The sequence below is a fragment of the Kitasatospora viridis genome, from assembly GCF_007829815.1.
In the GTDB taxonomy this organism is placed as follows: domain Bacteria; phylum Actinomycetota; class Actinomycetes; order Streptomycetales; family Streptomycetaceae; genus Kitasatospora; species Kitasatospora viridis.
This window is the reverse complement of record NZ_VIWT01000006.1, coordinates 130,137-143,209: the sequence shown is the minus strand read 5'-3', so window position 1 is coordinate 143,209 and position 13,073 is coordinate 130,137. Positions and strand designations below refer to the sequence as shown.

The window sequence follows — 13,073 nt, the reverse complement described above, 5'->3', positions numbered from 1 at the left end:
TCTCTCAGGACACCGGCGGCGGGAACATGCGGCGGAAGGTGAAGGCCTCCGGGGTCGGCCCCTTGGCGTTGAGCGTCCCGAGCCGGGCCATGCTCTCGTCCACGTCGGGCAGGCTGCCGGCGGGCAGCCACCACAGGACCGACGGCGCCCCGCGCGGGGGCTTGAACCAGGTCCGGCGGATCTTCAGCGAGTCGGCGTGCTCGCCCCGGTAGGTGAAGTCCCGCAGCGACTCCATGGACTCCCACACCGAGACGTTCAGCATGTAGGGGTCCTCGGGGACGTCGAACAGCGACTCCAGCCGGAAGACGAAGCCCGGCGCCTTGCGGGCGAGGGCGTCGATGTCCAGGGCCAGCTCGTGGAAGCTGGCCAGGGCCTCCGACTTCAGCGAGTCGACGGCGTACAGGATGTTCGCCTGGGCCAGGTGGTACTGCTCGCTCATCGGTTCGAAACCTCCTCGGGGTGGGGCAGGAAGCCGGTCTCGACGAAGTAGTCGAGGGTGGCGGCGAGCGCCGCGGCGGTCACCGGCGGGCAGGAGACCTCGACGGCCGCGAGCGCCTCCTGGGTGGCGGCCGAGTCGACGACCAGGCCGCCGCGGCCCTCGGGGTCCAGCACGGCCTCGGTGAAGGCCTGGAGCACCGGGTGCGCCGCGTTGTCCGGGTCGCCGCCGACCATGTCGGCCCACAGCCCCGACGGCAGCTCGGAGACCGGGTAGCCGTGGGCGGTGAGGGCGGCGACGATCGCGGCGAACGGCACCCGCTCCGGGTTGGAGAGGTGGAAGGTGCCGCCGAGCGCCTGCCCGTCGCAGGCCAGGCCCGCGACGGCCGCCGCCGCGTACTCGACCGGGACGAGGTCGCAGGTCAGCTCGGTGACGGGCGCCGCACCCAGCTGCACGCAGCCCTTGACGACCTGCCAGAGCAGGTCCTGCGGGTCGCTGGCTCCGGTGTGCTGGTGGCCGGACGGGCGGGCCGGCCGGTAGGTCGAGACCGGCAGGCCGCGCCCGCGCGCGGTGGCGACCAGCTCCTCCGCGTCGCGCATGCCCCGGTCGTGAGCGTCCGTCAGCGCCGCGTCCGGGCCGGTGGGCGAGCCCTCGGCCGGTGCCTGCCCGTCCGGGCCCGGCTCGGCGAAGACGGCGAGCGTCGAGAGGTGGTGCAGCGGCACCGTGCGGTGGCGGGCGGCCAGCCGCAGCAGCTCCTCGGTGCCGGTGGGGTCGGCGGAGCCGGACTCCTCGGCGGGCTCCAGTGCTTCGGCGAGCTCCAGCGCCTCGGCGGCCCCGCAGTGCAGGACGCCGTCCACCGTGCGGGCCAGCTCGTCGAACTGGTCCTCGGTCAGGCCGAGCCGGGGCCGGGCCAGGTCGCCGGGCACCGGGACCAGGCGCTCGGCCAGGTCGTCGTCGCGCAGCCGGTAGCCGCGCAGCGCCGCCCGCAGCTGCTCCGCGCCCTGCTCGGCGTCATCGGCCGCGACCAGGCAGTGCACCGTGGCCGTGGTGCGGTCGAGCAGTTCGCGCAGCACGAAGGCGCCGAGGAAGCCCGTGGCACCGGTGAGAAGCAGGTGCTCGGCTCCCGCCAGCGCGGCGGGGGCGACGGTGTCTGCCGGGACGATGTCCTCGGCCAGCCGGGCGGCTTCCGCACCGGGCTGCTCGGCCGGTGCCTCGGGCGTGCCGTCCTCGTCGGCCAGGATCGCGGCGATCCGGGCGGCCAGGCCCTCGGGGGTCGGGGTCTGGTAGACGGCGTTGGCCGGCAGGTGACCGGTCAGGCCGAGCAGGTGCACCAGCCGGTTGCGCAGTTCGAGCGAGGCCAGCGAGTCGAAGCCGAGCGCCATCAGCGGCAGGTCGGCGGCGACGTCGGCCGCCGAGGCCAGGTTCGCCACCTCGGCGGCGTGCTGGGTGACGATCTTGACCAGCTCGGCGTGCCGCTGCTCGGCGGGCAGGCCGGCGAGGAACCCGCGCAGCCCCTCGCGGTCGGCCGAGCCGCCGTCCGTGCTCGCGGCGGCGCGGGCCTTGCGCAGCCGCGGGGTGTCGCGGACCATGTCGCGCAGCATCGCCGGGATCAGCCGGGCGTCGGTGGCCCGGGTCAGCTGGATGCGGCAGAGCACCGCGAGCGGACTGTCGGCGGCCCGGGCCGCGTCGAACAGCGCGGCGCCGTCCTGGGAGTCCAGCGGCAGCAGGCCCCAGCGGGCGAGCCGGGCGTGGTCCACCTCGGTCAGGCCGCCGGTCATGCCGGTCTCCAGCTCCCACGGGCCCCAGGCCAGCGAGCTGCCCGGCAGGCCCTGCGCCCGGCGGTGGTGCACCAGGGCGTCGAGGAAGGTGTTGCCCGCCGCGTAGTTGGCCTGCCCCGGGGTGCCGAGGACGCCGGCCACCGAGGAGTAGGTGACGAAGGCGGACAGCTCGCTGTCGCGGGTGAGCAGGTGCAGGTTGACCGCGCCGTCGACCTTGGCGCGCATGACGCGGGCGATCTGGTCGTCGGTCAGCGTGTCGATGGTGCCGTCGGCCAGCAGGCCGGCGGCGTGCACCACCGCGCCGAGCGGGCGGTCGGCGGGGACGGCGGCGAGCAGCTCGGCGAGCGCGTCGTAGTCGGCGACGTCGCAGGCCGCGACCTCGGCGGAGGCACCCAACTCGGCCAGTTCGGCGACGAGTTCGCGGACCCCGGGGGCCCTCTCGCCGCGCCGGCCGACCAGCAGCAGGTGCCGCACGCCGTGCCCGGTCACCAGGTGCCGGGCGAGCAGGCCGCCGAGGCCGCCGGTGCCGCCGGTGATCAGCACGGTGCGGTCGGGGGCGGCCAGCGGGGCGACGGCCGCCTCGGTGCGCAGCGGGCCGATCCGCGGGGTGCTCAAGTGGCCGCCGCGCACCGCGATCTGATCCTCCGCCGTGCGCAGTGCCAGCGGCAGTGCGGCGACCGAGGCCGGGTCGTCGTCCAGGTCCACCAGGACGAAGCGGCCCGGGTACTCGCCCTGGGCGGTGCGGACCAGGCCCCAGACCGAGGCGCCGGCCAGGTCGGCGACGTCCTCCTCGGGGGTCGTGCCGATCGCGCGGTGGGTGATCACCGCGAGGCGGGCCGGGGAGTCCCCGGTGGCGGCCAGCCACTCGCGCAGGCCCGCCAGTGTCCGCCGGACGGCCGCGGTGGCCGAGCCGGCCAGGGCGGCCGCGGACGCGCGGTCGTGGGCGTCCGCCGGGCCGGTGCCCGGGGGGACGTCGAGCAGCATCAGCGCGGGCCGGTCGGTGGCCGAGGCGGCGTCCGCGTCGGTGGCGAACTCCACTGCGGCGTCGGCGAGCAGGCGGCCCAGCCCCTCGCCGCCGGCGGCGAGCAGGCGCAACGCGCCGTCCGGCAGGGCGGCGGCTCCGGTCGGGGCGGCGAGCGAGGTCCAGCGGACCGCGGAGAGCGAGCGGGCCGCCCCCTGCAGCTGGGCGCCGGCGGGCCGGAAGGCCAGCGACCCGATCCGGCCGACGGCGCTGCCGGTGTCGTCGGCGAGCTCGATGCCGAACTCGGCGTCGCCGGTCGGCCGGATCACCGCCCGGACGGCGGCGGGGCCCACCGCGTACAGGCCCACGCCGGCCCAGGTGAACGGCAGCACGGCCTCGTTCTTCAGCGCGCCACGGTCGGCCAGCGCGGCCAGGCAGCCGTGCAGCACGGCGTCGGTCAGGGCCGGGTGCAGGCCGAACTGCTCGGCGTCCCCGGTGACCTCCTCGGGCAGCCGGACCTCGGCGAAGTACTCCTCGCCGCTGCGCCACAGCCGCTCCAGGCCGCGGAAGACCGGGCCGTAGGAGAGCCCGGCGCGCTCCGCCCGGTCGTAGACGGCCGCCACGTCCAGCGGCTCGGCGCCGGCCGGCGGCCACTCGGCGGGAGTGCCGCCCGGCGGCTCCCAGGTGGCGGAGAGCACACCGGTGGCGTGCCGGGTCCACTCGCCGATGCCGCCGCGCCGGGAGTGCACGCTGACGCGGCGTCGGCCCTCCTCGTCCACCGCGCCGACGGTGACCTGGAGTTGGACGCTGTCGTCCTCGGGCAGCAGCAGCGGGGCTTCGAGCACCAGCTCGTCCACCCACTCGGCGCCGACCTGCTCCCCCGCCCGCAGGGCGAGTTCCAGCAGCGCGGTGCCCGGGAGCACCACCTCGGTGCCGACGGCGTGGTCCAGCAGCCACGGGTGGCTCTCCAGCGAGAGCCGGGCAGTGAACAAGTGCCCGTCGGTCTCGGCGAGTTGCACGCCGGCGCCGATGAACGGGTGGGTCGGGCGCTCCAGGCCGGCCGCGGCCAGGTCGGTCGGCGCGGTGCGCGGCGGCTCGGTGAGCCAGTGGTGCTGGCGCTGGAAGGCGTAGGTGGGCAAGGTGATGCGGCGCGGGGCAGCCGGGGCGAAGTAGGCGTTCCAGTCCACCGGGACGCCGTGCACGTGGGCCTGGGCCAGCGAGGTGGCCAGCCGCAGCGGGCCCCCGTCGTCGCGGCGCAGGGTGCCGATCACGGCTGCGGCGGCGCCGGCGGCCTCGATCGTGCCCTCCAGGCCGTAGGCCGTCACCGGGTGCGGGCTGATCTCGACGAAGACGTGGTGGCCGGCGGCCAGCAGGTGGCGCGAGGCCGCCTCGAACTCGACCGGCTGGCGCAGGTTCTGCCACCAGTAGTCCGCGTCCAGCTCCTCGTGCTCGACGGGCTTGCCGGTCACGGTGGAGATCATCGGGACCGTCCCGGCCTGCGGGCGCACGGTGCGCAGCGCCTCCAGGAGTTCCTCGCGGACCGGGTCGACCCGGCTGCTGTGCGAGGCGTAGTCCACGTTGACCACGCGGGCGCGGATGCCGGCGGCCTCGCACTCGGCGCGCAGTTCCTCGACGGCCTCGGGCTCGCCCGAAACGGTCACCGACTCGGGGCCGTTGATCGCGGCCACGTCGACCCGGCCGGCCCAGCGGGCGACCCGCTCGCGGGCCTCGGCTGCGCTCAACGACAGCGACATCATCGCGCCGCCGCCGGCCAGCGGCACCAGCATCTGGCTGCGCCGGGCCACCACCCGCGCGCCGTCGTCCAGCGAGAGGGCGCCGGCCACCACGGCGGCGGCGATCTCGCCCTGGGAGTGGCCGATCACGGCGGTGGGCTCGACGCCGTACGACCGCCAGACCTGCGCCAGCGAGACCATTACGGCCCACAGCACCGGCTGCACCACGTCCACCCGGTCCAGCCCGGGTGCGCCCGGGGCGCCGTCCAGCACCTCGCGCAGCGACCACGGCACGTAACGGCCCAGCGCCTCACCGCACTCCGCCAGCGAACGGGCGAACACCGGCGAGGAGGCGGAGAGTTCACTCGCCATCCCGACCCACTGGCCACCCTGGCCGGGGAAGACGAAGACCGGGCGGGCCTGCGCCCACGCACGGCCGCGCACCACCGACGGCGCCGACTCGCCGCGTGCCAACGCGGCCAGGCCGGCGAGGAGTTCCTCGCGCCCCGAGCCCAGCACGACGGCCCGGTCCTCGAACTCCGAGCGGGTCGCCGCGAGCGAGTAGCCGACGTCCTGCGGCCGCTCGCCGCGGCCGGTCACCGTCAGCGCCTCCGCCTGCCCGCGCAGGGCCGCCTCACCGCGGGCCGAGAGCACCCACGGCACCACCGACGGGCCGTCAATCGAAGTGTGATCAGCGGTTTCTGTCGTCTCGTCAGGGCTTTCCTCGACGATCAGGTGCGCGTTGGTGCCGCTGATCCCGAAGGAGGACACCCCGCAGCGCCGCACCCGCTCGCCCCGCGGCCACGCCACCGCCTCGGCCAGCGGCGCCACGCCGCTGCCGTCCCAGTCCACGTGGCGCGACGGCGCGGAGAAGTGCACCAGCTCCGGCAGCACGCCGTGCCGCAGCGCCATCACCGTCTTGATCACGCCCGCCACGCCGGCCGCCGCCTGCGCGTGCCCGATGTTCGACTTCACGCTGCCGAGCCAGAGCGGCCGGTCGGCCGGGCGGTCCGGCCCGTAGGCGGCGATCAGGGCGCCCGCCTCGATCGGGTCGCCGAGCGAGGTGCCGGTGCCGTGCGCCTCCACCGCGTCCACGTCGGCGGGCGACAGGCCCGAGGCCCGCAGCGCGTCGCGGATCACCCGCTGCTGCGAGGGGCCGTTCGGGGCGGTCAGGCCGTTGCTCGCACCGTCCGAGTTGACCGCGGAGCCGCGGATCACCGCGAGCACCGGGTGGCCGTTGGCCCGGGCGTCCGAGAGCCGCTCCAGCAGCAGGATCCCGACGCCCTCGCCCCAGCCGGCCCCGTCCGCGTCGTCGGAGAAGGAGCGGGAGCGGCCGTCCGGCGAGAGCACGCCCTGCCGGGACATCTCGGTGATCACCCGCGGGTGGCCCATCACGGTCGCACCGCCCGCCAGCGCCAGCGAGCACTCGCCGCGGCGCAGCGACTCGGCCGCCGTGTGCATCGCGACCAGCGAGGAGGAGCAGGCCGTGTCGATCGTGATGGCCGGCCCCTGCAGGCCCATGGTGTAGGCGATCCGGCCGGAGGCGACGCTGCCGAGCTCGCCGGTCAGCAGGTAGCCCTCCGCGTCGGACGGCGGGGACTGCAGCGGGTTGCTGTAGTCCTGGTAGATCACCCCGGCGAAGACGCCGGTCCGGCTCCCGGTCAGGGTCGCCGGGTCGATGGCCGCCCGCTCGAAGGCCTCCCAGGCGCACTCCAGCAGCAGGCGCTGCTGCGGGTTGATGGCGGCCGCCTCGCGCGGCGTGATCCCGAAGAAGCCGGCGTCGAAGTAGGCGGCGTCGTGCAGGAATCCGCCCTCGCGGGCGTGGGTGGTGCCGGGGTGGTCCGGGTCCGGGTGGTAGAGGCTGTCGGTGTCCCAGCCACGGTCCGTGGGGAACGGGCCGATCGCGTCGCCGCCGGCCGCCACGAGCTCCCAGAGGTCCTCCGGCGAGGTCACCCCGCCGGGGAACCTGCACGACATTCCGATGATCGCGATCGGCTCGGTGGTCCTCGCCTTGAGCCGCTCGTTCTCCTTCAACGACTCGCGTAGTGCCTCGACCAGATCGTCAACCGACGTGTCCAACGTTCTCCCCTAAAAATGAGCGAAACAGTGAGCGATCGATCCCCGCGGCGGCGGAACGGCGGCCGGTCGACCGCCGTCCCGCGCCGCTAGTGCCGCGTCAGGCAACTTTTGCCCTCCCCCAGCCTTCGGCCGGGAGGCGCCCCCAGGGAGCGGCGTCCGGTGCGTGCTCTCGGCGTGCCGGCCGGAAGTCCTCGTACTGGACGTACTTGGGCTTTCGGCCGGTGCGGCGAGAGTGCGTGCCGGGCGTCGCGACGGGGCGAAGGTTGCCTGACGCGGCACTAGTTCCTGCCGAGTGCCAGCCGGACGAGCTCGTCGCGGTCCATCTCGTCGAGCGCGCGCTCGACGCGGGCCGCGGGTACCTGGGCCTCGCCCAGGTCCGCCTCGGTGGTCTCGTCGGCCTCGGGCGAGCCGAGCACCGAGACCAGGTAGTCGGCGAGCTCGCGCGGTGACGGGTAGTCATAGATGAGCGTGGTCGGCAGCCGCAGCCCGGTCGCGGCGATCAGCCGGTTGCGCAGTTCCACGCCGGTCATCGACTCGAAGCCCAGCGCCTTGAACGACAGGTCGGCGGCCACCTGGCCGGAGCCGGCCAGGCCGAGCACGGCGGCGACCTCGCCGGCCAGCAGCTCCCGAGGGTCGCGCGAGGCGCTGGCCGGCTCTTGCGGCTGCGGTGCGACGGCCACCGCCAGGGCGCCGTCGGCCGCCCCCAGGCCGGGGGTGTCGAGCCAGTAGCGCCGACGCTGGAAGGCGTAGGTGGGCAGCGTGACGCGGCGCGGCGCGGCCGGGGCGAAGTAGCCGCTCCAGTCCACCGGGACGCCGTGCACGTGGGCCTGCGCCAGCGAGGTGGCCAGCCGCAGCGGGCCCCCGTCGTCGCGGCGCAGGGTGCCGATCACCGCGGCGCCGACCCCCGCCTCCTCGATCGTGCCCTCCAGGCCGAACGCCATCACCGGGTGCGGGCTGACCTCGACGAAGACGTGGTGGCCGGCCGCCAGCAGGTGGCGCGAGGCCGCCTCGAACTCGACCGGCTGGCGCAGGTTCTGCCACCAGTAGTCCGCGTCCAGCTCCTCGTGGTCCACCGGCTTTCCGGTCACGGTGGAGATCATCGGGACCGTCCCGAGCTGCGGGCGCACGGTGCGCAGCGCCTCCAGCAGCTCGTCGCGGACCGGATCGACCCCGCGGCTGTGCGAGGCGTAGTCCACGTTGACCACCCGCGCCCGGATCCCGGCCGCCTCGCACTCGGCGCGCAGCTCCTCGACCGCCGCCGGCTCACCCGAAACGGTCACCGACTCCGGGCCGTTGATCGCCGCCACCTCGACCCGGCCGGCCCAACGGGCCACCCGCGCACGGGCCTTGGCCGCGCCGAGCCCGAGCGACATCATCGCGCCGCCACCGGCCAGCGGCACCAGCATCTGGCTGCGCCGGGCCACCACCCGCGCACCGTCGTCCAGTGAGAGGGCGCCGGCCACCACGGCGGCGGCGATCTCGCCCTGCGAGTGACCGACGACCGCGGCCGGCTCGACGCCGTACGACCGCCACACCTGCGCCAGCGAGACCATCACCGCCCACAGCACCGGCTGCACCACGTCCACCCGGTCCAGGCCCGGCGCACCCGGGGCGCCGTCCAGCACCTCGCGCAGCGACCACGGCACGTAACGCCCCAGCGCCTCACCGCACTCCGCCAGCGAACGGGCGAACACCGGGGAGGAGGCGGCGAGTTCAGTCGCCATCCCGACCCACTGGCCACCCTGGCCGGGGAAGACGAACACCGGCCGCGCCTGCGCCCACGCCCGACCCCGCACCACCGACGGCGCCGACTCACCGCGCGCCAACGCGGCCAGGCCGGCGAGGAGTTCCTCGCGCCCCGAACCCAGCACCACCGCCCGCTCGTCGAAGCCCGAGCGGGTCTGCGCCAGGGACAGCCCGATGTCCTCGGGCCGCTCCTCTGCAGCCACCGCCAGCAGCGCCCGGGCCTGCCCGCGCAGCGCCTCCTCGGCGCGCGCCGACACCACCCAGGGCAGCACGCCCTCGACAGCTGACCCGCCGTCAGACGCGGGGGCGGCCGGCTCCGGCGCCTCCTCGACGATCAGGTGCGCGTTCGTCCCGGCGATCCCGAAGGATGACACCCCGCAGCGCCGCACCCGCTCGCCGCGCGGCCACGCCACCGCCTCGGCCAGCGGCAGCACTCCGCTGCCCGCCCAGTCCACGTGCGGCGACGGGGTGTCGAGGTGCACCAGGCCCGGCAGCACGCCGTGCCGCAGCGCCATCACCGTCTTGATCACGCCCGCCACACCGGCCGCCGCCTGCGCGTGCCCGATGTTCGACTTCACGCTGCCGACCAACAGCGGCCGCTCGGCCGGGCGGCCGGCGCCGTAGGTGGCCGTGAGGGCCAGCGCCTCCGCGCGGTCGCCGGCCCGGGTGCCCGAGCCGTGCGCCTCCACCGCGTCCACCTCGGCGGGCGACAGGCCCGCGTTGGCGAGCGCCCGGACGATCAGCCGCTCCTGCGCCGGGGCGCTCGGCACGGCCAGGCCCTCGGTCGCGCCGTCGGAGTTGACCGCGGAGCCGCGGATCACGGCGAGCACCGGGTGGCCGGCGGCGCGGGCCTCCGAGAGCCGGGCGAGCAGCAGCATGCCCGCGCCCTCGGACCACACCGTGCCGTCGGCGTCGGCGGAGAACGGCTTCGGCCGGCCGTCGGGGGCCAGCCCCTGCTGCTTGGTGAACTCGGTGAAGTGGCCCGGCGCGGGCATGGTCGAGATGCCGCCGGCCAGCGCCAGGTCGCACTCCCAGGCCCGCAGCGACTGCACCGCCAGGTGGATCGCGACCAGCGAGCCGGAGGAGGCGGTGTCGATGGTGATCGCCGGGCCGACCACGCCGAGCGTGTAGCCGATCCGGCCGCTGAGCGCGCTCGGCGTGTTGCCGGTGAGCATCAGCCCCGAGGCGCCCTCCGGCGCCAGGTGCAGCGGCGGGCCGTACTCGGTGGACAGCCGGGCGGCGAAGACGCCCGTGTTGCTGCCGGCCAGCGACTGCGGGTCCAGCATGGCGCGTTCGCAGGCCTCCCAGGACACTTCGAGCAGGATCCGCTGCTCGGGGTGCATGGCCAGCGCCTCGCGCGGCGACACGCTGAAGAAGGCGGCGTCGAACTCGGCGGCGTCCAGGAAGCCGCCGCGGTGCAGCAGGCTGGAGCCGGCCCGGGCGGGATCCGCGCGGAGCCGCTCCAGGTCCCACCCGCGGTCGGTGGGGAAGTCGGTGAAGGCTTCGGAGCCGGCGGTGAGGAAGTCCCACAGCCCTTCGGGGGAGGCGACTCCCCCGGGATAGCGGCAGGCCATCCCGATGATCGCGATCGGTTCCGCCGCCGTACCGTTCGCCGCTTTCTCGGACACGGTCATCTCCCCTCGGTGACCAGCCCAGCCGGGCTGCCGATGACGTTGGATGAGCTTTCTCGGAATCAGGAGTGGGTCGCGGCCGCTGGGGCCCGGGTGGGTGCGTCGCGCCGGTGCCCGGTCGGCGGCACTGCCGTCCGGGCGCGGCGCATGGCTGTGCGGGCCGGGCCACCCGCCGTGGTCCGGCCATGGTTCGGCCGTGGTCCGGCCTCGGTCGGCCGGGTGTTCAGCTCGACGGGTCGCTCACGCCCCGCCGGCCCGTCGGTCATGGCACGGAACCGTCCGGGACCAGCTCGAAGGTGACGGTCCGCAACAGCGCGGCCGCGTTGGCCCGGGCCCGTCGGGGGTCCGGTCCGGCCGCCACCACCAGGCCGAGCCGGGAGAACGCGTCCACCGGTCCGCCGGCGACCACCGTCCCGGGCTCCGCCAGGACGTCGACCGCCAGGGTGTCGGGCAGCTCGCGCGCCTCGGCGGCGCCGTGCACGGCGGCCACCGTGCCGGTCAGCGGGGTGGTCAGGGCGGCGACCGCCGCGGCCCGGCGCGGATCGGCCTCGGGGATGACGACCGGCAGCCCGGCCACGTCCCGCAGCACCGCCTCGAACACGTCGAGCCCGGGGCGCCGGTGCCCGACCAGGGCGTGGATCCAGTCCCCGCCGCCCCGGGCGTGCACCTCTCCGAGCACGATCCCGCGGTCGGTGGCCCAGAACCCGACGTGGAACAGCGAGTGGGTCAGACCCAGTTGACGGACCGCCGAGCAGACCGACCCGGCGACCCGGGCCTCGTCGACGCCCGGGTGGACGGGCGGCTGCACGTGGCCGAGCTCGACGAAGTACGGCGGCGGGGTGGTGCTCTTCTCGGTGATGCCCAGCACCTGCGGCACACCGTCGACGAAGACCCCCTCGGCGCTGAACTCCTGACCGTTGACGAACTCCTCGACGACGACCCGCCCGGACGACGCGAACGCCGAGGCGATCGCGCGGGCCGCCCTGGGCCCGTTCTCGGCGTCGACCACGGTGACCCCTTCGCCGTTGAAGGCGTCCCGCGGTTTGACCACCCAGCGGCCGCGCTGCCCGCTGACGAAGGCGGCGGCCTCGGCCGGTCCGGCGAACACGTGGCAGTCGGGCTGGGCGAAGCCCAGGCCGCGCAGCCGGGCCCGGCAGGCGTAGCCGTCCCGCAGCAGGCCGACGGCCTCCGGCGCGTTCCACGGCGAGCCGACCGCCCGGGCGGCGGTGGCCGCGGCGGTCAGCGCGGACGCGCGGAAGCCGACGACCGCCAGCGACCCGTCGCCCGGGTCGAGCGACTCGGCGAGCGCGCGGCAGCCCTCGACGTCGCGGGGGTCCACGGTGTGCACCCCGGCGACGGTCGGGTCCGCCGTGTCCACGCCGACCAGGTGCTCGGCCGTGTCGGCGAGGTGCACGCGCAGGCCGCCCCGGCCGGCCGCCGCGACGATGCGGCGGGACCGGTCGGCCGCGTGCCCGTTGGGGCCGCCACCGCCGAGCACCAGGAAGGTGGAGATCCGGTTCGTCACGTGACCACCGGATCGCCCTGGCCGTCGGCCCGCCGGTATTCGCGCCGACGGTATTCGGGTCGGGCGGATTTCCCGACGCAATTGCCGGTGCGCCCGAGCGGGCGGGTGCGGTCCCGCTCGACTCGGCCCCGGATGCCGTTCCCGGTGCCGCCGGAGAACTCCCTGGGAATCCGCCCGCCGGCGCGGTTCCGGAAAACCTTGCCGAACTCCTGACGGGCGACGTCGATCGGCATCGAGAAGCCAGCTCGGAGCGATTCCCGGTCCCGTGCGGCGAAAGCGCCCGGGTCGGCGGCCGGGCCGATCGGTTCGGGCACCCTCGGCAGCGGCACCCGGTTCGTCGCGCGGTCGGGATCGGCGGCCGTCCGGGCCGCCGGGAAAAGCGGCGCGGGGTCGGGAGCATTCCCGCTCGGCACGCTTCGCGGCCGGTCCCGGTCGCGCTCGGTGGCCGCCGGGTCGATCCGCCGGCCGGGCAGGCCCGGCACCTCGGCGGGGCGTGCGGAGAGCTCTCCGCCGCGGTCACTCCACGTGACGAACGCTCGCACGTCCGACCGTTCGGCCGAGGCCCGCCCGGCCGTTGCCATCCCGTGGCAGCCGGCGGTCCCGGCGGTCGGGCCGCCGGGCGCGTGGAGAGACCCGTCGGCCGGGCGGGCGGCGGACGGGCAGGAGTGCACCCTGGGGCGCGTCAAAGCGGTGTTGATGAACAGGACGACGGGCGCCAAGTCGAGCACCTTCCCCCATGCGCTGGTCCGGTTCCACAAGCAACGAAAAACAAGAGGAGTCGACCGGCCGGTTACGGCCAGACGATGTCACCCGGAACGGGGTACGGGTTTTCGGAATTCATGTCGCGCCTCCCTCCCAGGACTCTTCGGTCATTGCGCTGGTCATTGCGCCGCTCATTGCACTGGTCTTTGCTCTGGTCATTGCTCCGGCCATTGCGACCGGGAGGTCCTTCGGACACGCCCGGGCACTTGTCAATTCATACATCACGACTGCGTCACGCGGTTTGATCTCCGTCGTCCCTAAGTGGCCATGGCCAGTTGTGGACAAGACCATCTACGATGAAGCGTTTGTCCGCCCGACCAGGGGCCGGAAAACACCCAGGAGTGACGCTGGCCACATCCGGACACGACCGGACCGGTCACGTGTTCGGTTGCTTACAAATCAACCCGAAGGGCTGCACGAAA

Annotated in this window: 5 protein-coding genes; all 5 read right to left on the bottom strand. The window is 75.3% G+C overall.

Annotation, left to right across the window (positions count from 1 at the left end):
- Positions 1–4 precede the first annotated feature (4 nt).
- The 5 genes from FHX73_RS39675 to FHX73_RS45325 all read right to left on the bottom strand — a co-directional run bounded on the left by FHX73_RS39675 (position 5) and on the right by FHX73_RS45325 (position 12,608).
- Complete coding sequence (locus FHX73_RS39675; protein WP_145910927.1) at positions 5–439, bottom strand: DUF3291 domain-containing protein; 435 nt, start codon at positions 437–439, stop codon at positions 5–7.
- Entirely contained in the window at positions 436–6,987 is a 6,552-nt protein-coding gene (locus FHX73_RS39670; RefSeq protein WP_145910926.1) for a type I polyketide synthase, read from the bottom strand. The genes FHX73_RS39675 and FHX73_RS39670 overlap by 4 nt, the downstream gene beginning before the upstream one ends.
- A 278-nt stretch (positions 6,988–7,265) precedes the next feature.
- Entirely contained in the window at positions 7,266–10,361 is a 3,096-nt protein-coding gene (locus FHX73_RS39660) for a type I polyketide synthase (RefSeq protein ID WP_211786484.1), read from the bottom strand.
- Positions 10,362–10,626: 265 nt separating this feature from the next.
- Positions 10,627–11,889: an ATP-grasp domain-containing protein gene (locus FHX73_RS39655; protein WP_170305295.1), complete on the bottom strand. Its 1,263-nt coding sequence runs from the start codon at positions 11,887–11,889 to the stop codon at positions 10,627–10,629.
- The gene (locus FHX73_RS45325) at positions 11,886–12,608 is read right to left on the bottom strand and encodes a hypothetical protein (protein ID WP_170305294.1); all 723 of its coding nucleotides are present in this window, start codon (positions 12,606–12,608) and stop codon (positions 11,886–11,888) included. Before FHX73_RS45325 ends, FHX73_RS39655 begins: the two co-directional genes overlap by 4 nt.
- Positions 12,609–13,073 lie beyond the last annotated feature (465 nt).